21 protein-coding genes are annotated in these 26,063 nt (G+C 61.5%); 11 read left to right on the top strand and 10 right to left on the bottom strand.

What is annotated here, in order from left to right:
• Positions 1–25: 25 nt before the first annotated feature.
• From DJFAAGMI_RS21835 to DJFAAGMI_RS21825, 3 genes are all read right to left on the bottom strand, one after another.
• Positions 26–874: a nucleotidyltransferase domain-containing protein gene (locus DJFAAGMI_RS21835; protein WP_211459115.1), complete on the bottom strand. Its 849-nt coding sequence runs from the start codon at positions 872–874 to the stop codon at positions 26–28.
• Positions 875–927: 53 nt separating this feature from the next.
• Positions 928–2,154, bottom strand: a complete 1,227-nt coding sequence (locus DJFAAGMI_RS21830; RefSeq protein ID WP_211459113.1) for an RtcB family protein — start codon at positions 2,152–2,154, stop codon at positions 928–930.
• Positions 2,155–2,978: 824 nt separating this feature from the next.
• On the bottom strand, positions 2,979–4,556 hold the full coding sequence (locus tag DJFAAGMI_RS21825) for a vWA domain-containing protein (protein ID WP_211459111.1): 1,578 nt from the start codon (positions 4,554–4,556) through the stop codon (positions 2,979–2,981).
• Between the two features lie 202 nt (positions 4,557–4,758).
• Here DJFAAGMI_RS21825 and rtcR point away from each other — a divergent pair, with 202 nt between their 5' ends.
• Both rtcR and sbcB read left to right on the top strand, forming a co-directional pair.
• Positions 4,759–6,369 (top strand): RNA repair transcriptional activator RtcR, encoded by a 1,611-nt coding sequence (gene rtcR / locus DJFAAGMI_RS21820; protein WP_211459109.1) that lies wholly within the window; start codon positions 4,759–4,761, stop codon positions 6,367–6,369.
• Between the two features lie 102 nt (positions 6,370–6,471).
• Positions 6,472–7,911, top strand: a complete 1,440-nt coding sequence (sbcB, locus tag DJFAAGMI_RS21815) for an exodeoxyribonuclease I (RefSeq protein ID WP_211459107.1) — start codon at positions 6,472–6,474, stop codon at positions 7,909–7,911.
• A gap of 30 nt (positions 7,912–7,941) precedes the next feature.
• On the opposite strand, the gene DJFAAGMI_RS21810 is transcribed toward sbcB, so the two are convergent.
• Positions 7,942–8,964, bottom strand: a complete 1,023-nt coding sequence (locus DJFAAGMI_RS21810) for an ABC transporter substrate-binding protein (RefSeq protein ID WP_211459105.1) — start codon at positions 8,962–8,964, stop codon at positions 7,942–7,944.
• A gap of 320 nt (positions 8,965–9,284) precedes the next feature.
• Here DJFAAGMI_RS21810 and DJFAAGMI_RS21805 point away from each other — a divergent pair, with 320 nt between their 5' ends.
• Positions 9,285–9,938, top strand: coding sequence for a flavin reductase family protein (locus DJFAAGMI_RS21805; protein ID WP_211459103.1), 654 nt, complete (start codon positions 9,285–9,287; stop codon positions 9,936–9,938).
• 6 nt (positions 9,939–9,944) lie between these two features.
• On the opposite strand, the gene DJFAAGMI_RS21800 is transcribed toward DJFAAGMI_RS21805, so the two are convergent.
• Positions 9,945–10,562 (bottom strand): HD domain-containing protein, encoded by a 618-nt coding sequence (locus tag DJFAAGMI_RS21800; protein WP_211459101.1) that lies wholly within the window; start codon positions 10,560–10,562, stop codon positions 9,945–9,947.
• Between the two features lie 62 nt (positions 10,563–10,624).
• The gene (locus DJFAAGMI_RS21795) at positions 10,625–11,854 is read right to left on the bottom strand and encodes a nucleoside recognition domain-containing protein (RefSeq protein ID WP_211459098.1); all 1,230 of its coding nucleotides are present in this window, start codon (positions 11,852–11,854) and stop codon (positions 10,625–10,627) included.
• Between the two features lie 332 nt (positions 11,855–12,186).
• Here DJFAAGMI_RS21795 and DJFAAGMI_RS21790 point away from each other — a divergent pair, with 332 nt between their 5' ends.
• Positions 12,187–14,361 carry an autotransporter-associated beta strand repeat-containing protein gene (locus tag DJFAAGMI_RS21790; RefSeq protein WP_211459096.1) on the top strand — a complete coding sequence of 725 codons (2,175 nt, stop codon included), beginning with the start codon at positions 12,187–12,189 and terminating at the stop codon, positions 14,359–14,361.
• Between the two features lie 317 nt (positions 14,362–14,678).
• Complete coding sequence (locus DJFAAGMI_RS21785; RefSeq protein WP_211459094.1) at positions 14,679–15,104, top strand: virulence factor MviN; 426 nt, start codon at positions 14,679–14,681, stop codon at positions 15,102–15,104.
• 33 nt (positions 15,105–15,137) lie between these two features.
• Here the strand turns inward: DJFAAGMI_RS21785 and DJFAAGMI_RS21780 are convergent, their stop codons facing one another.
• The gene (locus DJFAAGMI_RS21780; RefSeq protein ID WP_211459092.1) at positions 15,138–16,280 is read right to left on the bottom strand and encodes a PQQ-dependent sugar dehydrogenase; all 1,143 of its coding nucleotides are present in this window, start codon (positions 16,278–16,280) and stop codon (positions 15,138–15,140) included.
• A 188-nt stretch (positions 16,281–16,468) separates the two neighbouring features.
• On the opposite strand from DJFAAGMI_RS21780, the gene DJFAAGMI_RS21775 reads away from it, so the two are divergent.
• Both DJFAAGMI_RS21775 and DJFAAGMI_RS21770 read left to right on the top strand, forming a co-directional pair.
• On the top strand, positions 16,469–17,173 hold the full coding sequence (locus DJFAAGMI_RS21775) for a YebC/PmpR family DNA-binding transcriptional regulator (RefSeq protein WP_003053809.1): 705 nt from the start codon (positions 16,469–16,471) through the stop codon (positions 17,171–17,173).
• 130 nt (positions 17,174–17,303) lie between these two features.
• Positions 17,304–19,178 carry a hypothetical protein gene (locus tag DJFAAGMI_RS21770; protein ID WP_249334676.1) on the top strand — a complete coding sequence of 625 codons (1,875 nt, stop codon included), beginning with the start codon at positions 17,304–17,306 and terminating at the stop codon, positions 19,176–19,178.
• Positions 19,179–19,196: 18 nt separating this feature from the next.
• Here the strand turns inward: DJFAAGMI_RS21770 and DJFAAGMI_RS21765 are convergent, their stop codons facing one another.
• Positions 19,197–20,171 (bottom strand): NAD-dependent epimerase/dehydratase family protein, encoded by a 975-nt coding sequence (locus DJFAAGMI_RS21765; protein ID WP_211459090.1) that lies wholly within the window; start codon positions 20,169–20,171, stop codon positions 19,197–19,199.
• A 205-nt stretch (positions 20,172–20,376) separates the two neighbouring features.
• Positions 20,377–21,267, bottom strand: coding sequence for a LysR family transcriptional regulator (locus DJFAAGMI_RS21760; RefSeq protein WP_211459088.1), 891 nt, complete (start codon positions 21,265–21,267; stop codon positions 20,377–20,379).
• Between the two features lie 92 nt (positions 21,268–21,359).
• Here DJFAAGMI_RS21760 and DJFAAGMI_RS21755 point away from each other — a divergent pair, with 92 nt between their 5' ends.
• Genes DJFAAGMI_RS21755 through DJFAAGMI_RS21740 form a run of 4 tightly spaced genes read left to right on the top strand, consistent with a single transcriptional unit; the run spans position 21,360 to position 25,336 of the window.
• Positions 21,360–22,337, top strand: a complete 978-nt coding sequence (locus DJFAAGMI_RS21755) for a tripartite tricarboxylate transporter substrate binding protein (RefSeq protein ID WP_211459086.1) — start codon at positions 21,360–21,362, stop codon at positions 22,335–22,337.
• A 2-nt stretch (positions 22,338–22,339) separates the two neighbouring features.
• Positions 22,340–23,344, top strand: a complete 1,005-nt coding sequence (locus DJFAAGMI_RS21750) for a Bug family tripartite tricarboxylate transporter substrate binding protein (protein WP_211459084.1) — start codon at positions 22,340–22,342, stop codon at positions 23,342–23,344.
• 23 nt (positions 23,345–23,367) lie between these two features.
• Positions 23,368–24,435: an isocitrate/isopropylmalate dehydrogenase family protein gene (locus DJFAAGMI_RS21745; protein ID WP_211459082.1), complete on the top strand. Its 1,068-nt coding sequence runs from the start codon at positions 23,368–23,370 to the stop codon at positions 24,433–24,435.
• 19 nt (positions 24,436–24,454) lie between these two features.
• Positions 24,455–25,336, top strand: coding sequence for an amidohydrolase family protein (locus DJFAAGMI_RS21740; protein ID WP_211459080.1), 882 nt, complete (start codon positions 24,455–24,457; stop codon positions 25,334–25,336).
• Positions 25,337–25,370: 34 nt separating this feature from the next.
• On the opposite strand, the gene DJFAAGMI_RS21735 is transcribed toward DJFAAGMI_RS21740, so the two are convergent.
• On the bottom strand, positions 25,371–25,964 hold the full coding sequence (locus tag DJFAAGMI_RS21735) for an isochorismatase family protein (RefSeq protein WP_211459078.1): 594 nt from the start codon (positions 25,962–25,964) through the stop codon (positions 25,371–25,373).
• Positions 25,965–26,063 lie beyond the last annotated feature (99 nt).

Raw genomic sequence — 26,063 nt, 5'->3', positions numbered from 1 at the left:
TCCTCTTGTTCTTGATTTTTATTGATTACTGGGTGCTGAAACGCGTGACGGCTTCCAGCAAAAACGCATCGGCAGCCTGCATGGTTTCGGCGCTCAATGGCTTGGCCTGCGGCGCATATTGTTCGGCCAGGGTCAGCTCGGTCTGCAGAAAATCCTGTATGCGATGCCAGGGGGCGCTGGTGGCCGCTTCGCCGGCGCGCATCTTGACCGTCAGCAAGGCATTGAGTTCGCTCAGCAGGTCGGCATCATGCAGCAGCGCGGTTGCCAGCTCGGCAAAGCGCATGGGTGGCACGCCGCCGACCTCGCGTATCCAGCGCGCGGCCAGCAGCGGGCGCAGGGCGTAAAAGTATTTTTTGTACTTCACGACTTCGCTGTCCGGACGCAGGTGGTTCTTCATGGTCTTGCGGGCCATGGACAGATAGTGGTGATAGCCGCGCACGGGCGAAAAGCTCTGCAGCGCCAGCTTGTGCAGGCGCTCGACCCAGTCTGTCTCACTGCAATAGACCACGGGCGAGCGCAGCCATTCCAGTAGCACCGGGTTGGAAGCCTGCATCAGTTGCAGAGTCTTGCGCAGTTCCCAGCCGCTCACGTCCAGCTCGGCGCTCACAGGCAGCTCGATCACATCGCGGCCCGTGCGGGTGCGCAGATACCAGGGCAGGCGCGGCACATAGACAAAGCGCACGTCATAGTCGCTGTCGGGCGAAGCAAAGCCCCAGCCGCGGCTGCCTGACTCGCAGGCAAACAGCACCTTCACATCGTGTGCACGCTCAAGTGCCTTGAGCTGGGCTTGCACGGCACTGCGCATGGCGCCGGATATCGGGTGTGCGCTCAGCACGCTCTCTTGGGGCTTGAATTCTTGTTCAACGGTTTGCATGATGGCTCTCGTTCTTCTACAAGCAGCGAGAACCAATGCTCCCGCTGCATTTGCTAACCCTTGACGCAGATCACCTGCTTGAGGGTATGGACCACTTCCACCAGGTCCTTTTGGGCGGCCATGACGGCGTCGATGTCCTTGTAGGCCATGGGGATCTCGTCAATCACGCCCTCGTCCTTGCGGCATTCCACGCCTTCGGTGGCCTTGATCTGGTCAGCCACCGAGTACAGCTTTTTGGCCTTGGTGCGGCTCATTACGCGGCCCGCGCCGTGGCTGCAGCTTTCAAAGCTCTCGGGGTTGCCCAGGCCGCGCACGATATAGCTGCGCGCGCCCATGCTGCCGGGGATGATGCCCATCTCGCCGCGCCTGGCGCTCACGGCACCTTTGCGGGTGACAAACACATCCTCGCCAAAATGGCGTTCCTTTTGCACATAGTTGTGGTGGCAGTTCACGGCTTCCACATGGGCCTCGAAAGGCTTGGCAATCACCTTGCGCACGGTGGTGATCAGGTTGGCCATCATCACTTCGCGGTTGCTCATGGCGAACTTCTGCGCCCAGGACACCGCGCGCACATAGTCGCCAAAGTAGCGGGCTCCTTCTTCAAGGTAGGCTAGGTCCTGGTCGGGCAGATTGCGCTGGTGCAGCTCGGCATCCTTCTTGGCCAGCTCGATGAAGTGGTTGCCGATGGCATTGCCCACGCCACGCGAGCCAGAGTGCAGCATGAACCAGACAAAGCCCAGTTCGTCCAGGCACACTTCCACGAAGTGATTGCCGCTACCCAGAGTTCCCAGGTGTTTGCGGTTATTGGTCTTTTCCAGGCGAGGGTGCAGCTCGCACAGTGCGTCGAAGTCGTCCGCCAGCGTGGCCCACTTCTGGTCCACCAGCGCGGGAGGGTTCTCCCAGGCGCCAGGATCACGGCCACGGCTTTTGGGTGCCGATCCATGGGGCACGGCTTTCTCAATGGCCGAGCGCAGTGCGGCCAGGCTGTCGGGCAGGTCTTCGGCGCGCAGTGTGGTCTTGGCGGCCATCATGCCGCAACCGATATCCACGCCGACGGCTGCAGGGATGATCGCCTTGACGGTGGGAATCACCGAGCCGATGGTGGCACCAATGCCCAGGTGCACATCAGGCATGGCGGCGATATGTTTGAAGACAATGGGAAGGCGAGCAGCGTTGGACAGCTGTTGCCGGGCCTCGGCTTCCACGGGCACGCCCTTGGTCCACATCTTGACGGGCACGCCGCCAGTGACTTCCAGCAGTTGGTAATTGTGTTCGGACATCTTGATTTCCTTCGGGACTTGCGCAAACAGTAAGGCAACAATTGACTGCCTACTGAGGCGGTCGTCTTGCCTGAACCCGTTTTGCGCAAGTCGTTTCCTTGTTGTTCATGTCATGGATGGCGGTCTTGCAGCGACAAGGAGTGGTGAAACATCGTGCTCTACCAGGCTGAGCTACAACAGCTTTGCAACTGCTGGCGGGATTCGAACCCGCGACCACGAGATTAAAAGTCTGTAGTTCCACCGGCATTCGCTGCAGGGCAGCCAAACCGAAAATTCATCAGGACTCACGCTTGCGCAAGTCGTGTTCAAAAAAAAGACGGCGCGACCAGAGAAGCAAGACATAGCCATGACCGGTTTCCCGGCTTGGGAATCGAACCCGTGGCAACCGATGTAGTCCTGCTGGCATTCGCGCCAAACTCAAACCGTGGTGATGAATGTCTTGCTGCGACAAGGGTTGGGTGAAACATAACCCGTGCTGTACCTTTGGCTACCGCTCGTTGATCTTCCGATCCGACGAGGCGGGCAGGAATCGAACCTGCAATCCGGGCACCCATGTAGTTCCACCGGCATTCGCAGCCAGCCATTCAAACCGTTCAACTTCATTCAGGACATCTGCTGCGGGCGACAAGGGTTGGTGAGACGGGACAGTTTGGATATGTAGTCCCACCGGCATTCGCCAGCAACAGATGATCACTTCAACTCCGAGCTGCTAGCACGAACCTTGATACGTCGTTGCTCAGCCTTGTCGTACTTTTGTACTGACTGCGGCTAAGTGCCTCGTCTCAAACGCAAACCTTGGGTTTGCTGGCCCGCGCCATCAGCTCTCACTGGGACTCGAGAGCGATCTTTTCGATCTCGCCCACCCAGTGCTCGGCGCCAAGCCTGCCCTCGGCAAAACTTGCCACCACATCGAAAACCGCATCGCTGAAGCCGCCGACATTCAGAATGTCGCCACGCTCCATGGCCTGCGTCGTACCGTAGGGCTGGATGTCTATGCAGACCAGCCGGGCGTCGGGGTTGCGCTGCTTGATGCGCTCCCACTGCAACATGGTTTCAGTGGCACCGCGGCGCACACCGTCGACCCAGGACTCGTTGTCCGAGACCATGATCACCATATCCACCCTGGCCTTTTCATCGGCCAGCTGCTTCAGTGGTGCGCTGCAGTTGGTGCCGCCGCCGCCGATCTTTGCCAGCTTGGTTGCATTGGTCATTACCGAGTCGCGGCCGTTAAGTTCCAGCTTCACCACCTTTTGCTCGAAGGGCAGCACGCGGGCTGTCCTGTTCTTGCGCAGCACAGCGGCGGCCATCAGCCCGGCCACATCGATGCAGCGCACCGCCGTGGTGGCTCCGGCGCGATAACCCGTCACAGGGCTGTGCATGGAGCCCGATACATCGGGGCAGACCACTACCGCTCCCGCAAAGCAGGGCACATTGGCAATGGCATGCTCCATGGCATCCTGCAGCGCATCGCGCACCTGGGCCGGTACTTGCTCACCGGCAGCCTGGTAGGCCGACAGCAACTGGTAGGGCATGGCACGGGCCCTGGCCACGGCGTCGGTATCTCCCAGCTTGCGGGCGATCAGTTCCGCCATTCCCTTGATCTCGAACACGCCGTGGCGTGCAAAGGTGTTCAGGTTCTGGCGCACCATCTGCCATGAGCCGCTGCGGGCGATCTGCGCCCATTGCTGGGCGTTCAGCTCCAGCGCGGTCAACATCTGAAACGGCACATCAGGCAGCTCGGCACTCACCAGGCCCTGGGCCGCATCGCGCTTGAAACGCTCGAAGGCCTGGGTGATGGGAGGCAGAGATGCCTCATCAAAAGGCTTGCCGATCAACCAGGCAAACCATGCGGAACGCCAGGCCTCCTGAGGCTTGGGGTGCACCATCTTCACCACATCGGCCAGCGATGGCTGCTTGCCCACCGCAGCGCTGAGCAGCTGCTTCTCGCTCGCATTGAGCAGCCAGTTCTGCACCAGCTTCTTGGGTGCCGAGCCCAGGGACTTGCGACCCATGGCGCCGCTGCGCACGATCTGAACAAAGTTGCGCAGCATCTTGCCGTTGTCGATCACGCGGCCAAACACCTGGCTCAGCAGCGCGGTATCCCAGACGGCCAGCGCGGCAGCCAGGGTGGCTGGCATGTCCTTCATATAGCCGCGTTGGCGGGCATAGACGGCCGTCTGGGCGGTAAAGCGCGTGTCCACTTCCAGCACCAGATTGCCCAGCTGCTCCAGTTGATCCTGACCATCCGCATAGAAAGTCTGGCTCAGGCAGCCGGTCACGGCCATCTGGGCCAGCTGGTGGCGGGGGCTGAAGGCATAGGCTGCTGCGCTTTGCTGATTGACCGTGTTGGCGGCTGCAGCCAGTGCGCCGCGGCTGGTTTGAAACAATTGCGTGTTGACCATTCTTCTTCTCCTGTTTGCATTCAACTTGCAGATGCTTTGGTTATTGCAAGCGGTGTGCCAACTTCTTGAAGAGGGAGTGATTAATTTGCAATCCATTGAATTTATTGGATAAATTTCATTTCAACTGTTTGTTGTGGTAGATGTGGTGGAAGAGGGATTGAAAGATTATTAGAATTAAAGATAGATATTTATCTGGAAAGATATGTCCAAAAAGAATGTGGTGATTGGCTTCATGGGCACGCAGCTTGATTCAGGGCAGGGAGCAGGGCGCTGGAGCAAGTGGCGGCCCACGGTGTCTCTGATGCAGCACGAAGACCAGGTGATAGACCGGCTGGAGCTGCTGTACTCCAGCCGCTATGACAAGCTGGCGCAGACCCTGGTGCAGGACATTGCCAATGTCTCGCCCGAAACCCGGGTCAACCTGGTGGACTCCGAGGTCCAGGACCCCTGGGACTTTGGCGAGATGTATGCCGCGCTTTATGACTGGGCGCGCAATTACCGTTTTGATACCGAGCGTGAGAATTACTGGGTGCACATCACCACGGGCACCCATGTGGCCCAGATCTGCATGTTCCTGATGGTGGAGTCGCGCCAGATACCGGGTGTGCTGCTGCAAACCTCGCCACCGCGCAAGCAGCAGGCGGGCTCGCCGGGCAGCATGATCCTGATCGATCTGGACCTTACGCGCTACGAAGCCCTGGCCCAGCGCTTCCATCAGGCCCAGACCGAGGCGCTGGACTTCCTCAAGAACGGCATTGCCACGCGCAACCCGCAGTTCAACCAGTTGATTGAAGAGATAGAGCGCGTGGCGATTCGCTCGCGTGCACCGATTCTTTTCACCGGGCCCACGGGTGCGGGCAAGTCGCATCTGGCGCGGCGCATCTTCGAGCTCAAGAAATCGCGCCACCAGGTGGTCGGCGATTTTGTCGAGGTCAACTGCGCTACCTTGCGCGGCGACGGCGCGGCCTCCACCTTGTTCGGCCACAGAAAGGGCGCGTTCACCGGGGCCGCAGCAGACCGTGCTGGCCTGCTGCGGACGGCGCATGAAGGCGTGCTGTTTCTCGACGAGATCGGCGAGCTCGGTCTGGACGAGCAGGCCATGCTGCTCAAGGCCGTGGAGGAAAAGCGCTTTTTCCCCATGGGCAGCGACAAGGAGGTCAGCAGCGACTTCCAGCTCATAGCCGGCACCCATCGCGATCTGCGCGTCGATGTGGCCGAGGGGCGCTTTCGCGAAGACCTGTTCGCGCGTATCAATCTCTGGTCCTATACCTTGCCAGGCCTGGCACAGCGCCCCGAGGATCTGGAGCCCAATATCGACCACCTGCTGCTGCGCGCCGTGGCCGAGACCGGCAGCTCCGTGCGTTTCAACGCCGAGGCCAGGGCGTTGTATCTGCAGTTCGCCAAGTCTGCCCAGGCTCCCTGGAGCGGCAACTTCCGCGACCTTGCGGCCAGCATCACGCGGCTGGCCACGCTGGCCGACAGCGGTCGCATCACGACCAGGCAGGTGGAGGCCGAGATCAAGCGCCTGGACTGGCTGTGGCAGCATTCGCAAAGCCATGTCCTGCCCAAGGCTGAGGTGGATCTGGGCGACTATCTGTCCGAAGACGCCATCGCCCAGATCGATCTGTTTGACCGCTTGCAACTGCAGTCCGTCATCGCCGTCTGCCGCGCATCGACTACGCTGTCCGATGCGGGTCGCAAACTGTTTGATCAGTCGCGCCAGCAGAAAGCCGTGGTCAACGATGCAGACCGGCTGCGTAAATTTCTGCACAAATTTGGTTTGAATTGGGAGCAGCTCAAACAATCATATTGATAGCTGCTTGCGCTTTATCCATAAGGGATAAAGGCCAAAAAGGCTTGAAGTTGATGGGGCTGAGTCCTAAGCTGTGCCGGTTCGCAGGCATACTTCGGGCCCATGGCTCATACCTTCTTCTGGCACGACTACGAAACCTTTGGCGCTCAGCCGCGCTATGACCGTCCCGCGCAGTTTGCGGGCATACGCACGGATGACCAGCTCAACGAGATCGGCGAGCCCGTGATGTGGTATTGCCAGCCGGCCAATGACTATCTGCCCGATCCGCAATCCTGCCTGATCACGGGCATCACGCCCCAGCGTGCACTGCAGGAAGGCGTTGCCGAGCATGAGTTTGCAGCGTTGATCGAGGCCGAGCTGGCGCAGCCCGGTACCGTGGGCGTGGGCTACAACACCATTCGATTCGACGACGAAATCACGCGCTTCATGTTCTGGCGCAATCTCACCGACCCCTATGCGCGTGAGTGGCAGAACGGCTGCGGCCGCTGGGATTTGCTGGATGTGGTGCGCATGGTCTATGCGCTGCGTCCCGATGGCATTCAGTGGCCGACCAAGGAGGACGGCACGCCCAGCTTCAAACTCGAGGACCTGGCCCGCGCCAATGGTCTGCTGCACGAGCAGGCACACGATGCGCTGAGCGATGTGCGCGCCACGATCGCCCTGGCTCGGCTGATCCGAGAAAAGCAGCCGCGCCTGTTTGACTTTGCCTTTGGTCTGCATAAAAAGGAAGGCGCTCTGCGCGAGATGGGCCTGCCCGCCACGCAGGAGCACGCACGCCCGTTTCTGCATGTGACCGGCATGATCAGCCCCGCACGTGGTTGCATCGGCGTGATGTGGCCGCTGGCTACCCACCCCACCAACAAGAACGAGGTGATTTGCTGGGACTTGGCAGCTGACCCTTCGGAGCTGGCCGGCATCAGCATCGAAGACCTGCGTCTGCGCCTGTTTACGCGCCAGGCCGAGTTGCCCGAGGGTGTGAGCCGTCTGCCCATCAAGAGCATCCACGTCAACAAGTCGCCCATGGTGGTGGGCAGCCTCAAGACCCTGAGCCCGGCCATGGCCGAAAAATGGGGCGTGGACATGGAGCTGGCGATGCAGAATGCGGCGATCGCCCGCGACCTGCCCGATATGAGCGCGCAATGGAAGGCCGTCTTCACGCGCGAGGCGGGTGAGCCGCTGGATGCCGACCAGGATCTGTATGGCGGCTTTGTAGGCAACGAGGACCGCCGCCGTCTGGAGCGCATCAAGCGCCTCTCGCCCCAGGAGCTGGCGCTGGACAAGACCGGCTTTGATGACGCACGCCTGACCGAGCTGGTCTGGCGCTACCGTGCGCGCAACTTCCCGCAGACCCTCAATGCCGGCGAGCAGCAGCGCTGGGAGCAGCACCGCGCTGCCTGCCTGATCGAAGGCCAGGGTGGGGCACGCACGGCGGAGCAGATGTTCGCCATGATCGACACCCTGTCCGAAACCGCCGATGAGCGCGCCGAGGAGATTCTGGGCGAGCTCTACGACTATGCCGACGCCATGGTGCCCGAGGCCTGAGGCCTCGGCGGTGGCTGACTCTATGCAGGCCTAGCGTTTGGGCAGGATGTCCAGCTCTGCTGCGGTGGGCAGGAAGCTGCCGTTCCATACGGCGTTGGCCGGCACCGGGTTCTTGGTGGCATAGGCCTTGGCAACCTGCTCGGCCATCCTGGCCAGGCGCTCGGTGCGCAACTGGCCAAAGCCTTCTTCACGTGCGCCCTTGCTGTCGATGGCGGTCTCGATCGTCAGCTTCAGGCGTTTGACCTCCTGCGGCACGTTGACCAGCCCGTCCTTGGCTTTCATGGAGGCAATGGCGGCTTCGGGATTGGCAATCCCTTCCCTGGCACCCCGCGCAAAGGCCTTGAGGAAGGCGCGTACGGCTTCCGGCTTTTCGGCAATCAGCCTGGGGCTGGCGATGATCACATTGCCGTAGAGCTGAACGCCGTGCGTGGCGTAGGGCAGGACCACCACATCCTCGCGCTTGATGCCGCGGGCCTCCAGATTGAGCAGGCTGGTGAAGGTATAGCCGGTGACGGCATCCAGGTCGCCGCGCGCCAGCATGGTTTCGCGCAGCTGCGGCTCCATGGTGCTCCATTGCACCTCGCCCACGCCATTGGCCTGGGCGAAGATGGGGAAGGTGCGGCGGCCGGCGTCAAAGATGGGGGCTCCCATTTTCTTGCCCGTCAGGTCGGCGGCCTTGGTGATGCCTGACTTCCTGAGTGCCATCACCGAGGCCGGTGTGGTGTTGTAGATCACCATGATCGCCACGGGCTTGATGGGCGCGTCGGGGTTGTTGGCGTGGAATTCCATCAGTGCAGCGAGGTCGGCAAAGCCCAGATCATGGGTGCCGGAGGCCACGCGCTGGATGGCGCCTGCGCCGCTGGCAGCCTCCACATTCACATCCAGACCGGCCTGTTTGAAATAGCCTTTTTGCTCGGGGTGGACAAACAGGGCTGCAGGTCCTTCGAAGCGCCAGTCCAGCTGGAACTTGAGCGGCGTGTCCGCCGCCTGGGCAGCGCCCCAGCTCAGGGCTGCAGCGGCCGTGGCGGCCTGAAGAAAGGTTCGTTTGCGCATATGACTCCTTGGTTTATCGATGGCGAAGGGACTGCTGCCTGTGCGCAAGATCGATGCCAATGTGTATACAAAGCGTGAACCGCTGGAGAGGGCACTGCGACGGTGCGTGCCGGACCTGCATGTCCGGCTCTGGTGCATGGGGCGCCTGCGATGGTGCGTGGCCGTGCGCAGATCGAGAGCGGGTCGGCCGGAGGCGTCCGGCATGAATATTGCAGTCCTGCACAGCTTCAGGGCTGCTGCTGATTGCGCAGCCTGCTATCGAATCCATACCAGATCCGCCGCCAGGGCGATAACGGCCGCAAGGGCCGGGAGAGACTGCAATGACCGAAATTGATTTTGCGCAACTGGACACCTATGCCCGCTACAAGCTGATGGCTAGCCTGATCGTGCCGCGCCCGATTGCACTCGTGACCACGCTGGGAGTCGATGGCACGGTAAACGCGGCGCCTTTCAGCATGTTCAACATGATGGGCGAGGACCCGCCGGTGGTCATGCTCAGCGTCAACAAGCGCCAGGATATGGTGCAGAAGGACACGGCCACCAATATCCTGCGCACGGGCGAGTTCGTGGTGCACATCACCGACGAGGCCATGGCCGCCGCCATGCACCGTTGCGGCGACAGCCTGCCGCCCGAGCACAGCGAGTTGCAGCACACAGGCCTGACAGCGACCCCGTCGCAGAGCGTGCAGCCGCCGCGCATTGCCCAAGCGCCAGTGGCCTTTGAATGCGTGTTGCACGAGACGCTGGAGACCGAGAGTCGCTATGTCTTTATCGGCCGCGTCCAGTGGCTGGCCGTGCGCGAAGGGCTGGTGGACACCGAGAAATGGCGGGTGCGTCTGCAGGAGTTCTTCCCGGTGGGGCGTTTCGGGGCCAGCTTCTACGTCAACTGCCGCGACCGCTTTGCCGTCGAGGCCCATGAGGGCAGGGCGCCCGCGCTGAGCGCCACGGCCAGCACGGTCATTGACGAGATGTAGACCTGTTCAGGTGATCCGCTGCAGATTGCTGCGGGCCTGGGCCTCCAGCAGTTGCCGAAAGTGCGGTGTGGCATAGATGAAGGCCTGGTCCAGAAAGCCGCGCAGCACCTGCTTGCGCTTGAAGCCATAGACCAGACGCGGCACCCAGGCATATTCGGCGGCGACCTGACGGTCGTATTCGGCAAAACGTACCGGGTCGGCACCCAGAATCGCCAGATCGATATCGACCAGCAACCTGGCATCGGCCTGCGTGGGTGTGGCGGTGTGGCAGGTTGCCATGATCAGCTCATGCACCCGACGGCAGCAGGCCTCGGGCGCGCCACTGTCCTGCAGTGCCTGAGCCGCCCAGTCGGCGCTGCGCAGCTCGTTGTCGCTGGCCTTGATGTCGTAGACGGCATCGTGAAACCAGAGTGCCACAGCCACTTCGCCGGGCCGCTGCGCCTGTTCCCAGACGCAGTCGAGTTGGCCCAGGCATTCGGCCAGATGCTGCTGGGTGTGATAGTGGCGCTGGGGTTCGGCCCAGGCCTCGAGCAGGCGTGGCAGCAGATCTGCGGGCGGCGTCAGCCCCAGAGCCTGCCATGTGCGCTGCCAGGAGGCCTGGAACAGGGAAGCTGCGATGTCCATGGCATTGCTCTTTCCGGTTGATTTGATGAAAAATGGCTTGCAACGCCCGCCAGTTCAGGGATTCATCCAAAAAACTGATAGCAAACCACGATGGCGGCGACCACGCCGGCCAGCTCGGCCACCAGCGCGCAGGGCACGGCATGGCGCGCGCGCTGAATGCCCACGGCTCCAAAGTACACGGCCAGCACATAGAACGTGGTTTCGGTGCTGCCCTGAATCGTGGCTGCGGCCAGAGCCGCAAAACTGTCCACACCCTGGCTTTGCATGGTCTCGATCAGCATGGCGCGTGCCGCGCTGCCGGAAAAGGGCTTGACCAGCGCCGTGGGCAGGGCATCGACAAAGCGGGCATCCATGCCCAGAACGTCCACCGTCCAGCGGATGGCCGATAGCGCATATTCCAGTGCCCCCGAGGCGCGAAACACGCCAACGGCGCAAAGCATGGCGACCAGATAGGGCAGCAGGTTCCTGGCTACATCAAAGCCCTCCTTGGCGCCCTCGATAAAGCTGTCGTACACGGCCACCTTGCGCAATGCGCCCAGGCCCACGAACAGCACGATCAGCGCAAACAGCGTGAGGTTGCCCATGAGCGCGGAAAGCTGGGCCAGCGCCGCTGCGCTGAGCGTGGCCAGAAAGGCCATGAAGGCTGCCAGCGACAGCCCCACGGGCAGCAGATAGGCCAGCACCACGGGGCTGAAGAGAGGCAGCCGCTGCACGAGTGCGACGCTAAGCAGGCCCACCAGCGTGGAGGCGGAAGTGGCCAGCAGAATCGGCAGGAAGACCAGCGTCGGATCGGCCGCCCCCTGCTGCATGCGGTACATGAAGATGGTGACCGGCAGCAGCGTCAGCGACGAGGCATTGAGCACGAGAAACAGGATCTGCGCATTGGTCGCGCTGTCGGGCTGGGGGTTCAACTCCTGCAGTGCGCGCATCGCCTTGAGCCCCATTGGCGTGGCCGCGTTGTCCAGCCCCAGGCCGTTGGCGGCAAAGTTCAGCGTGATCAGACCGAGCGCGGGGTGGCCGCGCGGTACCTCGGGCATGAGCTTGGCAAACAGCGGGCCCAGCATTTTTGCCAGCCATTCGACCACGCCTGCCTTTTCTGCGATGCGCAGAAAGCCCAGCCACAGCGTGAGCGTGCCAAACAGCAGCACCATCACTTCGACCGACAGCCTGGCCATGGCAAACAGGGCCTGCACCATGGCCGAGAACACCTGGGCCTGACCGCCGAGCAACCATTGCGCGAGCGCCGCCACGGCCGCCACCAAGAAAAAACCGAGCCACAAGGCATTGAGCATATGAGCGCCTGTTCTGTACTGCTGCCGATTGTGGCGCGAAACCAGGGGTGAATGATGCCTGGCGCCCGCTATCCATCGCAGATGCGAAGGCCGGTTCGAGAGAAGCAAGGAGCGCTGGTCCGGCTTGAGTCCGGCAGCTTCAGACGTTCAATGGCGGCCTGCAGCCGCGGTCGCTCGAACCTTGCCTGGCACGCCGGTTGCAGCCAACCCTGGCAGCTACAGGCGCAAGCTGCAGGAGGGAATAACCGTACCGTACCGACTTGTTATGTCACGACGGTTTCATAGTTGGTCTTGAACATGGCGAGCTTTCGTCCATAGAGATCCGTTAGCGTATGCAAACTTCCGTTCATTTTTCGGCGCCCAGGACAAGCTTCGCGCTCCGCGCCGTCGCCCTGGCAACTCTCCTGACCCTGGCAGCATGCGGCGGCGGCGGGAGCGCCGAAGAGACCGCCGAGGGCTATGTCATCCCCGGCCCGCCCGCAGGACTGGGCACGGAGACGTTCAACACCACTCCGCAAGCCGCCGCCAGCATGCCTGCGTCGCGCACGGATGTGCCCAGGTACCGGGAAGATGCCACGGTCTACAACTCCGGCAGACACGATGCAACGGCCGACGGCAACAATTCCTGCTACGCCGATCACACAACCAACAGCACGCTGCGCATCCTGTCGGGCTTTCTCGATATCTGGGAGCCTTCCGAGCGCAAGATGAACGGCTTCAAGGCTTCCGACTATGCCGGCATTTTTGCCGCCGGTGCGACCACGCCGGACAAGAATGTGGCCGGCAAGGAAGCTTGTGATGCGTTCGCCCTGACCACCTGGAATGGCGTCTGGCATGTGCTGACTGCCGACAACACCAATGGCACGCCAGGTCAGGCGCCAACGGCCGGGACTACGGGATCGGTCAAGAGGAACGATCTGTTCCTGCAGAACATGGCGTATTCCTCCAAGCTGACCACACAGACCAGCTACACCGATGCGCAGAAGGAAGATATCAAGCTGGACGATACCGGCAACAAGGTCACTCGCACCGTCATGGGCGGCTCGCTGGGCCCGCTGGGCCAAGCCTGGGACGATCTTGCGAAGAATCCCAAATCGGGATGGGGCGACACCAGCACGCAGACCAATCCCGAATTCGGCGCGGTGCTTCAGTTTGTGGACAATGCCACGGTGGGCAACATTGCTTCGGACAACGGGCCCAAGGGCTTCTACAAGTTTGCCCGTCCCTACCGCTGGTCTGCAGCAGACAGCAGCCTTCCGGTGGTCAAGGTACTGCCCGAGCTGCTGTCGCGCCGCGCGGCAGGCGATGACGCGGCGGCAGCCCAGACGAAAGCACAGCAGGACTCCGATTTCCCCAGCGGCCACACTGCCGAATTCGTGCGCTACTCCATGGCCGTTGCTTACGTGGCACCGCAGCGCTTCCATGAAGCTGTCGCCCGTGGACTGGAGGCCGGAGAGAACCGCATCCGCGCAGGCATGCACTCGGCATTGGGCGTCATGGGCGGGCGCATGCTTGGCTCCTCCGTCTGGATGCCCTTCCTCAAAGGTGCTGGGGATCGGGGCCTCTCATATACCGAAGCCCAGCGTGCGGTCGTTTTCCAGCAGGCCCAGGATCAGCTGCGGACCAGGCTCGGCGCGAAGACCGGGGTCGAGCTTTGGAATATCGCCCACTCGGCCAGTGTCAGCGAAGACCGTTTCGCGGATTTCCAGGCTGCCAGAGCCGATTATCTGCGCCGCCTGACCTTTGGCTTTGCCAAGGACAGCGCCAAGGCAGGCAAGCCGGCCGTCGTGCCAAAGGGCATGGAAACTCTGCTGGAAACCCGTTTCCCCTACTTAAGTGCCGACCAGCGACGCGCAGTGCTCAAGACCACGGCCATTGATTCGGGCTATCCGGTGCTGGACGACGAGGAAGGCTTTGGCCGCCTGAACCTGTTCGATGCGGCCAGCGGCTATGGCCGGTTTGAGGCCGACGTCAGCGTCACCATGAACAACCGTACCGACGGCTTCTGCGTCTCGGGCTTCTGCTCCTTTGACCGCTGGCGCAACGACATCAGCGGCGGCGGCAAGCTGACCAAACGCGGAGACGGCACGCTGGCATTGACAGGTACCAATACCTACAGCGGTGGCACCATCATTGCTGCGGGCACATTGCGCGCCGACTCTTCGTCCGCGATGGGCAAGGGGGCGGTCTATGTCGATGGCGGCACGCTGGCCACCAGCGGTCTCCAGGTCAATGTGGCAAGCAGCTACACCCAGAAATCCGGTACGCTGAATCTGGCGCTGTCCGCAAGCAGCGCTGGTGCGCTGGTGGTGAGCGAGCATGCAGCGCTGGCTGGCGCGCTGAAGGTGAGCTTTACCCAGGGATACGTTCCCAAGGCCGGTGACCAGATCGTGGTGCTCACCGCCAAGGGTGTACACAACAGGTTCGATAGCGTTGCCGTGGATGGCTTTGCCAAATCCACCGTGAGCTATGGCGATACCAAGGTGACCATTACGCTGGCCAGCTGAGCCAGCTGAGCCAGCTGAGCCAGCTGAGCCAGCTGAGCCAGCTGAGCCAGCTTGCCAGTCAAGGGCCTGCGCGGTTCGGCCGCGCAGGCCTTTTTGCTTTCGGGGCGCATGCATGCTCTCAGTGGCCAGCCTCGATGGCCAGATATCGCCCGACCTGAGCATGGGCGTCTTTGAGTACCGCGCCTGGCACTGGACCGCGAAGCTGGCCGCTGCCCGCAGTAGGATGTCAGCGGTCACGCACCCCATGTCTAGGGACGGCTGCGTACCGTCACGGCAGTCACGCCGATTCGCAGGATCAGACGGGAAGCCTTGCATTGATGAAAACAACGAAGACGCTTTGGGAGCAGCCGCACGGCAAAGGCCTGTCGCTGCTGATGTGCCTGTTCGGAATTCTGGGCCTGATGAGCGGCTGGATGCTGCTGGAGGCGGATTTTTCCGACGGCTGGCACGCTTCAGGACGAGCCTGGTGGGCGCTGTTGCTGCAGGCCCTGCTGGCGCTGAACTCGGCTCTGTGCTTCACGCTGGTGTGGCTGCTGTGGACTCGCAATCGCGCAGCGGTGTTGGTGGGCGCTCTTTATGTGGCTCTTGGCATTGCCAGCCAGGGCGCCATGTCCTGGTATGTCTCCAGGCTGGGCAGCCGTATCGATGCGTTGTCCATCGGCTTCTGGTTTGCCGAAGCCTTGTTCTGGTCGGCCATTGTGGCTTATTTGTACTGGCTGCGGCGGCGGGCTGTACTGTGCTGAGCATCGCCGCAGCTGCTGGGAGGCGAGGGCTGCTCAGGGCTTTGCCAGCACGCGCAGCAATTGACCATCGGATGAATCGGTGAGCAGGTACAGCAGGCCGTCCGGTCCCTGGCGCACATCGCGCACGCGCTGGCTCAGACGCGGCAGCAACACTTCGGTGGCGGTGACCTTGCCATCGGCAATCTGCAGGCGCTGCAGTTGCATGGCCTTGAGCGCACCCGTGATGAACGAGCCTTTCCAGGCCACGCCATAGCGCTCGCTGCTCAGATAGGCGAGTCCCGAGGTAGCGATGGACGGTACCCAGTAATGTCGGGGCTGCTCCATTCCTGCCTTCTCGGTGATGCCGGCGCCAATCTTGCCGCCCCCATAGTTTTCGCCATAGGTGATGACGGGCCAGCCGTAATTCTTGCCCGGCTCGATGCGGTTGAGTTCGTCACCGCCCTGCGGGCCATGTTCTGTCATCCAGAGCTCGTCTCCTGGCCCCAGCGCGGCACCCTGGCTGTTGCGGTGGCCATAGCTCCAGATCTCGGCCAGCGCATCGGGCCTGCCAGCAAAAGGGTTGTCGCGAGGCACGCTGCCATCCTTGTTGACGCGTACGATCTTGCCCAGATGGGTCTGCAGGTTCTGGGCCTCCTGCATGGCCTTGTAGCGCTCTCCGAGTGTCAGAAACAGTGAGCCGTCGGGTTTGCCGTTCACCTTGCGTTCGACGATGCGGCAGCCGAAGTGCAGGGCTGAATCGATCTTGGGGCGCTGGCTGAACAGAATCTGCACGTTTTCAAGGGAGCCTGCGTCGGCTGAAAGCCGGGCTTTGGCCATGGCCGTGCTGTTCTTGCCTCGGTCCGCACCCTGATCCGGCTCCGAGAAGCAGAAATAGAGCTGGCGGTTGCTGGCAAAGTTGCTGTCCAGCACCACGTCCAGCAGGCCGCCTTGCCCGGCTGCGGCGATGGCGGGAAGGCCTTTGAGAGGGGCGTTGAGCCTGCCCCCGGCCTCCACAATGCGCATGCGGCCAGGGCGCTCTGTCACCAGATAGCGTCCGTCCGGCAAAAAGGCCAGTGCCCAGGGGTGCTCCAGTCCTGTTGCCACGGTTTGGGTGCCCAGCTCGGCGGCAGCCAGGGCCTGCGAACCGAGCAGGGCCAGCACGCTGCAACTCAGGGCTTGAATGGTGATGCGATGCATGTTTTTTCCTCTTTGGTGGCTGGGTGGTAGTGCGCTGTTTGCCTGTGTTTGTGACCCGGGCTTGATGCAGTTTGCCAACAAAAGATTGCGCGCAGGTGTATAAATCCGGCTTTTGCTCGCCGCAGTTTGGCGAGCGGCCTGTGTGTGCACAACGCAGGCTTGGACCATATTCAACAAGGAACGCAGCCATGGGCGCGCAATGGAAAGCAAAGGGCAAGGCGCTGGTCGCCGATGCCAAGGGTAAGCTGTTTGGCAAGCTGGTCAAGGAAATCATGGTTGCTGCGCGCCTGGGCGGCGGCGATCCTGCAGCCAATTCGCGTCTGCGCATGGCGGTGGAAGCGGCCCGCAAGGCTTCCATGCCCAAGGACACGCTGGATCGTGCCATCAAGAAGGGTGCCGGCGTTGGCGCCGACGCCGTGAACTACTCCAGCGTGCTGTTTGAAGGCTACGCCCCCCATCGCGTGCCCGTGATGGTGGAGTGCCTGACCGATAATCCCAATCGCACGGCTCCCAATATGCGCGTCTGCTTCCGCAAGGGCCAGATGAGCGCCGTGGCCTGGGATTTTGACCATGTGGGCATGATCGAAGGCGAGCCTGAAAACGGCGCCGACGTCGAAATGGCTGCCATCGAAGCCGGCGCGCAAGACTTCGAAGCTGGCGAAGAAGAAGGCACCACCTTGTTCATTACCGATATTGCCGATCTGGACGCCGTGAGCAAGGCTTTGCCCGCGCAAGGCATCAAGGTGCTGTCGGTCAAGCTGGGCTACAAGGCCAAGAACCCCATCAGCATGAGCAGCCTGTCTGCCGAGCAGCAGGAAGAAGTGCAGGAATTCCTGGCCGGTCTGGAAAACGACGACGACGTGCAGCATGTCTACGCCGGTCTGGTGGACTGAAGCCATTGCAGCATGTCAAAGAGAGCGGCCCTGGAGCCGCTCTTTTTTTGCCCTGAGTCGTCCCAGGCCTGCGGGCAGGTAGCGGCTTTCTATACTGCAAGTCTGCTGAACTGTCTTGTGGATCGACTTCATGGTTTTCTTGCCTCGCATCCCCGCGCCTGTTTCCCTGACCGCCATGGCGGTGGCCTTGTTGCTGGCGGGCCCTGCGCCGCAGGCGGCTGAACCGGCAAGGCAGACGGGGGCTGCCGGACAGGCGGATTCGCCCGCCGAACAGGATTCGCTTTTTTTCAGGCTGCGCCGTGCCGTGGTTGAGGCCGCACAGGCCAAGCGCTGGGACGAGGCCATCGCCCAGGCGCACAAGCTGCTGGACATGACGCTGCCGCGCGGCAATCCCTACGAACAGCTCGATGCTTCGGGCTTGCTCTACGCCTTGCTCTATCAGCAAGGGCAGTACCCGCAGGCCGTGTTGCAGACCGACCAGATGATGGCTCTGGCTGCAGCCGACGGCTACGACCCGGTCAGCGGACAGATGCAGGCGCTGATACAGCGCGGCCTGACGGCCGCCATGATGGCCGGCGATCAAGGCGCACTGACTCGCTATCTGCAGGCGCTCAAGCAGGAGTCCAAGGCTTTTGTGCCGCTGTGGCAGTGGAATACGGCAGACCAGCAACTGCGCTACCAGGCCGCTCAGCTCAGCGTGCCGCTGGTGCAGGGGCGCTGGGTCCTGGTCCAGCTGGAGCCGGCCAGGGATCGCAAGGAGGTCGCGAATCTGGAGTATGTCTATCTGAAGCCCGATGGCAGGCGCCTGCGGGTCCGCATGCGGCTTGGCTATGACGATGCTCTGAAAGACATGGACACTGCAGCCAGGCAGAAGTCGTTGCAGCAGGAACATGGCATTTTTGCCAGTGAGCAGATGCCAGAGCCTGGGCTGAGGATGCCGGCCCTGCCGTTCGCCGATGCTGTGCAAAGCCAGCAGGCCAGCCGCGAGAAAAGAGAAGAGGGGAGGCCCGATGTCCTGCATCTGGAGTGGGGGCTGGTGCGCGGTAACTGGAAACTGAGCCTGCACGCCGAGCAAATGGATAGCGAGCGTGATAGCGCGCTGCAGCAGCTACCCCAGCTGTGGCAGGCCATGCAGTGGCCCAAAGCGCCCGAGTTGCCGCCCGAGCTACCGCGCCAGGAGCGCGAGGTGAGCCAGACCTGGCGGGTCGATGACGACTGGTCCAGGGCCGGTCAACTGGCCCGCGCGGCCTTGGCCGATGCGCAGTTCCCCGCCGAGCTGGCACGCCTGAATACGGTGGCTGGCATCTCGGCCTTCAAGGCCGGTCAGCAAGCCGAGGCTGGCCGCTATCTGGATCAGGCACTGCAGGCCTGGCCCTATGTCAGCCTGTTCAGGCTGGAGTCCGAGCTGGTAGACCTGGCCCAGCAATATGGGGCAGAGCTGGCGGCGCAGCAGGGTCGCGACGCCGATGCCGCGCGACTGATGCGTCAGTACCTGCGCAATGCCGGCGGGCTGCAGAACATCTGGGTGCAGGCCCGGGACCCGAAGGTGGCCGACCTGGAAAATCGGCATACCGGCATGGTGCTGCCCATGCGTGCGGCGGGTTTTCATCTGCAGGAACCAAGGCACTCGCAGCGCATGATGTACCGCGATCTGATGACCGGACAACTGCTGGGCCTGACCACGGGGCTGAAAATCCCCGAGTCCGACGAAGCGCAGGAGAAGCTGTTGCGCACAGCGTTGGAAAAGCAGTTCCGCTTGAAGGCGGGGAGCATGAAGAAGCGCAGCTTCACTGCGCAGACGCGCTCCAGGGACCGCCGGCCTGAAGGTCGCCAATGGACGTTTGAAGTGAGCCCGCAGGAGAGCCGGCCGGGCGCAGATCCTGTCAAGCGTGTCGTCTTCTGGATTGTCGACCAGGGCGAAAGCCGCGCCATCCTGCGCGCCTCGGTGGCGAGCTTGCGCGAGCAAACTCGGGCCGAGCAGCTGGCCCAGGCGCTGAGCTGGTAGCTTTTTAACTATTGATACTTATTTGATAGCTGCTTTCGAAGGCTGGGCAAGGGATTGCTGCTGATTACTCTGAAATTCCTCGGCAATCAGCGTCAGCCCCTGCCGGTAGCTGGTGACGGCAAACCCCGGAAATGCCTGCTTGAACTTGCTGGAGTCAAACAGATTGTCGTGGGCATAGCGGGCCAGCAGCTCTTGCAGCTCGGCCACGGGTTTTGAGATCAGGCCGGCTGCGCCCAGTGCCCAGCGGGGCAGCCTGTGATTGCGGCAAGAGCGGCCAAAGCTCTGGCTGGCCCAGTCGATCAACTGCTTGTAGTTGGGGCGTGCATCGTCGCATGGCAGATGCCAGGTCTGGCCATAAGCATCGGGCGTGTTGCCCAGCAAAGCCAGTGAGCGGCTGGCATCGGGCGTCCAGATCAGGGTGCGCAGACGATCGTCTCGCACCGGGGCCAGCGGTGTCTTGCCGGCCTTGAGCCTGTCAATCACCAAAGTGTTGGTAATGCTCTGCGTCTGGGCCGGGCCGTAGAACTCGGGCGCCCGCGCGATCAGCACGGGGATCTCTCCGCGTGCCATCTCGGACAGCACCATCTCGGCCATGGCGGCGCGCACCCTGCCTTTGCGCCCCACTGGGGCGAATGCCGTCTGTTCGGTCTGCAGCTGTGCGTCCTGCGGATACATGTAGGTGTTGTCGAAATAGACAAATGGGGCCCCCGCAGCGCGGCTGGCCGCCAGGGCGTTGTGAAGCATGCTTGGAAACTGCTGCTCCCAGAGCTGGGTATCGGGAGGCAGGCCTGCGGTGAAATAGACCACACTGCTGCCTTGAACGGCTCTGGCTGTTTGCTCGGCATCGAGCAGGTCGGCGGCTTCGAGCATGTCCGAGTCATGTATCTTGCGCGGCCTGCGGCTCACCAGCTTGAGCTCATCGGTGTAGTTGCGCTTGAGTTCGCGCGCCAACTCGGTGGCGATCTGCCCGTTGGCGCCCAATATGGTCTGCATTCCTGCTCCTTGATGAAGAGTTTCACCAGCCTTGATGACCGGGAATGACGCAAGCGTAAGCTTGAAGCTTGGTTCAAGGTCAAGCCCAATTTGCGCAGGAATGACGGGCCTGCCCGCTCAGCCCGTAAGGAGAGCAGGCTTGGGCGAGGAATAGCCGCTACACCGGCAGCTCTAATCAGGCAGTCATCTACTCACAGCTTTGCGCTCAGTCCAACTGCTGGATATGAACCAGTCGCAAGGCCCTCTGGAGTTCCTGAGCCATGGCAGAAAGTGCCTTGCCCCGTCGCGAGATCAAACCGATGCTGCGTAGTACCTGCGGCTCTACCAACGGGATGCCGCAGAGATCGGTCCCGCTGATTGCGTGCTGAGGGACTGCGCCCACGCCCACCCCGCGCCGAACCAGGCTGAGCAGGCTGGGGACATGTTGGACTTCGCATACCCAATGGGGTCGGGTGACGGTGTCTGACAGAGCCTGGTCGATGAGCAGGCGATTGCCGCTGCCTTGCGCTTGGGTGACACAGTCCTGATGTGCCAGCTCACTCCAGCAAATGCTGCTGCGGGTGGCAAGAGGATGGTCTTTGCGGCAGGCCAGCACAAAAGACTCCGAAGCCAGTTCTTCGAAGTCGAGGTCAGGCTCGCTGGCTCCGAGATAGCCGATTCCGAAATCCACTTCGGAGCGCGCCACGGTCAGCAGGATGTCTGCAGCGGGTTGATCCAGGATGCGCAGCCGAATGCGAGGAAACTGCTTCTTGATCTGATGGATGGCGCTCGCCACCACCGTATCCACGACAGAAGGGATGCAGGCAATGGTCACCAGACCGTGCAGCCGTTCGTTGAGTTCGGTCATCCCGATCAGCGAGGCCTCCAGCTCGGCCAGCACATGCTGGGCACGAGGCAAGAAAACACGTCCCATGGCATTGAGTTCCACTTTGCGAGTGGTGCGCTCCAGAAGCTTGAGCGACAAGGCTTGCTCCAGTTTCTCGACCCGTCTTGATAAGGCTGGTTGGGAGATGTGCAGCAGCTCGGCTGCGCGCTTGAAACTGGCCAGCTCCGCCACAGCCACAAAGGCCTTGAGATCAGCAATGTCGAAATTCATTTGAAAAACGCATCAATTAGAAGATTTTTTGCAATTTACTGCATTAATTAAATCACTGATCATTCGTCCAGAACATAAGAAACGGAGACGAAATGCAAGGCTTGGGTGATTTCAGAAAAGCGTGGCTCGCTGCTGCCGCTGGATTGATGCTGGTGAACTCGGCAGCAGCTCAGGGAAAGTGGCCCGAGCGTCCCATCACGCTGGTTGTTCCTTTTGTGGCGGGTGGCGGTACAGACAGCATCGCACGTGACATTGCCAGCCAGTTGTCAAATCGCTTTGGCCAACCAGTTGTCGTTGACAACAAGGGTGGGGCAGGTGGCTCCATAGGTGCGAACTTTGTGGCAAAAGCCAAGCCCGATGGCTACACGCTGCTGTTTGCAACATCCACTTTCGCGACGAACGCAGCCATTGATCCCAAGCTGCCCTACAAGCCGGAAACTGACTTTGCTCCGGTGGCAATGATCGGTCGTGGGCCTCTGCTTTTGGTCACCAACAAGGCTCTGGGGGCGAAGTCGGTCGCGGACCTGCCAAAGATTGCCAAAACACGCGAAGGCGGCATCAATTACTGTTCAGCTGGCGCAGGCAGCATCAACCACCTGTCTGGCGAACTTTTCAGGCAGCAGGCGACACTTCCAATGACGCATGTCCCCTTCAAAGGCAGCGGCCCCGCTGCGCTGGAACTGCTGGCAGGTCGTGTGGATGCATTCTTTGCCACGGTGCCGACCATTCTTCCTCACCTCAAGACCGGCAAGCTGGAGCTTCTGGCCGTCACCAGTGCTCAGCGCTCCAGCCTGTTTCCACAGGTGCCCACCATGGCAGAAGCCGGGATCAAGGGCTATGACGTGACCACTTGGTGGGGTGTGCTTGCGCCAGCCGGGGTGTCACCAGAGATCGTGAATCAGCTCAATCAGGCCGTCAATGCAGCCGCCGCCGCTGAGCCAGTGCGCTCGCGTCTCAAGCATGAAGGCGCAACGCCTATTTCCCTGAGCCCGAAAGCCTTTGCCGCGGAACTTCACGATGAGTTGGGCAAATGGAAAGCGGTGGCAAGCAAGCCCGGCATGGAGCTCTGAGCATGTTGCCATCCCACGACCCATCAGGCTTGGTGTCGAGAAGACAGTTGCTGGCTGCCATCTGCGCTGGCTCTGCAGCGGTGGCCACGAGCATGGCAAGAGCACAGGCAGGCTTTCCAGGGCGGCCAGTCACTGTTGTCGTTCCGTATGCGCCAGGAGGACAGGGCGATGTATTCGCACGACTGATTTCCAACGATCTGGGCAAGGCGCTTGGGCAATCTGTCATCGTTGACAACCGTCCTGGCGCCAGTGGAGCGCTGGGCACACGCATGGTGGTGCGCGCTCCAGCCGATGGACTGACACTGCTGCTGGGCCAGACCGGAGAGATCGCCATCAATGGTGCGGCCATGAAGAGCCCGGGCTATGACAGTCTGAAGGATCTGCAAGGCTTGGCCCTGGTTGGCGACTCTCCGCTGGTGCTGGCGGTTCCCGCCGGCGCGCCATGGAAATCGCTGGACGACCTGATCGCCGCTGCCAAGGCAGCGCCGGGCAAGGTGGCATACGCTTCGTCCGGTACGGCAACGCCGGGGCATTTGGCAGCTGCAGCTCTTGCAGATGCCGCCAAAGTGCAGATGGTCCATATTCCGTACAAGGGAGCCGGCCAGGCGATCACCGACCTCATTGGAGCGCAGGTGCAGTTCTTCATGGCCAGCACGCCATCCATCCTGTCACATATCAAAGGCGGCAAGGTGCGGGCATTGGCGGTCACCGGTCTGGAGCCCATCGCGGCGCTGCCTGGGGTGCCCACGGTTGCAGAGAAATTTCCGGGCTTCGAATTCAGCCTCTGGGGTGGTTACTTCGCGCCCAGGCAGACGCCGGCGCCGGTGGTGCAACTTCTGTCGCAAAGAATCAACCAGATCGTGCAGCAGCCCGCGTTGAAGGCACGCTTCGAGGCAGAAGGCACTTTGGTCAAAAGCTATACGCCGCAGGAGGTGGATGCTTTTGTCCGCAAGGAAATCGCCAAATACCGGCAACTGGTCCGAAGCACTTCCGTATTGATTGACTAAGCGTTGAAAAAAGAAAGTTGAGTATGAAACTGGTTGTATTGCCCGGCGATGGAATCGGCCCGGAAACCATGGCCGCCACGGTGGAGGTGCTGGAGGCTGTATCTCATAAGTTTGATCTGAATCTGGCCCTTGACCACGATATCGCCGGCCACGAAAGCCTGCGCAAATATGGTGCGACGGTCACGCCGGAACTTCTGGCCAAGGTCAAGGCAGCCGATGGCCTGATGCTCGGTCCCATGGCCACCTATGACTTCAAGGACGAAGCCAAGGGCGAGATCAACCCTTCCAAGTTCTTCCGCAAGGAGCTGGACTTGTTTGCCAACATCCGGCCTGCGCGAACCTGGGCTGGCGTGCCACACAAGGTGGATGATTTCGATCTGGTCGTGGTTCGTGAGAACACCGAAGGCTTCTACGCAGATCGCAACATTGCATCGGGCGGCAGCGAAATGCTGATCACGCCCGACGTGGTCGTCTCTCTTCGCCGGATCACCCGCGAATGCTGCGCACGCGTGGCACGCTCGGCCTTCGAGCTGGCTCAGCGCCGGCGCAAGCATGTCAGCATCGTCCACAAGGCCAATGTGCTCAAGCTGGGCGATGGCATGTTCATTGAAGAATGTCAGCGTGTTGCCAAGGATTTCCCGGAGATCGAAGTTGACGAGTTCATCGTCGACGCGATGATGGCCCATGTGGTGCGTGCACCTCAACGCTTCGACGTCATCGTCACGACCAATATGTTCGGTGACATCCTCTCTGACCTGACGGCCGAGCTGTCCGGCAGTCTGGGCCTGGGAGGCTCCGTCAACGCCGGCCGGCAATATGCGATGGGGCAAGCGGCTCATGGATCTGCGCCGGACATCGCAGGCCAGGACATTGCCAATCCGTTTTCGCTGATCTTGTCGGCCAGCCAGTTGCTGAACTGGTACGGTCAGCGCAGCAATGACATGCGTTTTGTGCGGGCCAGCGAGGCTATCGTCACCTGTGCCGGCCAGGCTGTCGAGCACGGCGAGGCCACGCGCGATGTGGGCGGTCAGCTCGGCACCGCTGCCACAGGCCGCAAGCTGTCACAGCTTATCGCTGCGTTGACGCGGTGAAGCCAGGCAAGGCGAAGTCATGGAGCTAGTTGAGCGAAGTTCAAGGACGGAGGCAGGGCCTCCGGCTTTCCGCTGCGACACGCACACCCATGTATTCGGGCCGCAGCAGCAATATTCCATGGATCCGATGCGGCACTACACACCGCATCAAGCATCTGCGCAGGCGCTGTGGCAACATTTGCAGGCTATAGGCATGCAGCGTGTGGTGCTGGTGCAGCCAAGCGTTTACGGGTTTGACAACCAGTGCCTGCTGGATGCCCTGGCCGAGCTCGGCGACAGTGCGCGTGGCGTGGCAGTAGCACCGCGCGACGTCAGCGAAGCTCAGCTGAAGGTCTGGCATGCAGCAGGTGTGCGAGCAATCCGCGTGAATCTGCAAAGCTCTGGCAACGAAGACGTCGCCTCGGCTTGCAACGAACTCTCTTACTGGAGTGAGCGCGTTTGCCATCTGGGCTGGAGTATCCAGCTGTACATGGCATATCCGGTGCTGCAAGCCGTGAGCACGCACCTGAGTCGGTTGCCGGGGTCTTTTGTCCTAGACCATTTCGCAATGGTGCCGTTCTCGGCTGCAGCCTCTCAAGATGACGGATTGCTGCTGCGGCTTGCTGAAAGTGGCCGCATATTTGTCAAGCTTTCCGCGCCTTATCGTCTGGCTGATGCGCAATGGGCCCGCGCCTGGGCAAGACATCTGGTGAGCCATGCTCCACACGGAATACTGTGGGGCAGTGACTGGCCGCATACAGCCAGGGATGCAGGCGTCCCGGCCTTGGAGCCTAGTCAGTTTCGCACGGTGCCTACCCAGACCATCCAACAGGACATGGGGCACTGGCTGATGGATGACGATGAGCAGCAACAGGTGCTGGTGAAAAATCCGGCGCGCCTGTTCGGCTGGGCTTCAGGTTAAGTGCTCAGTTAAAGCCACCGGACCCCGCCAAACTTCAGTGCAGCGTAGCGCCCGAGGAGACGACGACACCGTACAAATCGGCAATGGTCGCCAGCGCGCAATGATGCAGCTGCTCTGCCTCTACGTCTGCCACGGCACTGCGCAGCGGGCGTGTGGCGCAGGCATCGGCCACGACGGTTGGCTGGTTGCCGCGCAGAAAGGCGCCTTCGGCCGTGAATGTCACGCACATATGGGTCATGAAGCCGATGATGATGAGTTGCTGGCGACCTGCTGCGTCCACCAGCTCGCCGAGATTGGTTCCTACAAAACTGTTGGGGGCATGCTTCACCACCACGGCTTCGTCGGCCATGGGTGCCACGCTGGCGTGAATCTGCCCGATGTCCTTCGTGATGTCGTAGGGAGAGCCCGTGCCGCCGTCATGCATCACATGAATGATCTTTGTTCCCGCTGCACGTGCGCGGGCAAGCAGGGCTGAGGCTGCTTCCAGCGCAGGCTTCCAGCCCGTGAGTTCCATCACGCCGTGTGTGTAGGTGTTCTGGTAGTCCACCAGCACCAAGGTGGCGTTGGCCAGGTTGGCAGGCGATTCGTCGAGGGCGTTGAGTTCTCTCAGGGTCCTGGAGGGGGTCATGGTCCGGCTTCCTTATCAATGTTGAGCGATGAAGGAATGGTAGGAACGTGGAGTGGTGTCTGCAATGTCATATAACATGCAGATTCAGACATTTTCTGC

The sequence above is a fragment of the Comamonas brasiliensis genome, assembly GCF_018292285.1.
In the GTDB taxonomy this organism is placed as follows: Bacteria; Pseudomonadota; Gammaproteobacteria; order Burkholderiales; family Burkholderiaceae_C; genus Comamonas; species Comamonas brasiliensis.
The sequence above is the reverse complement of the archived record's forward strand: the minus strand, read 5'-3'. Positions and strand labels throughout refer to the sequence as shown.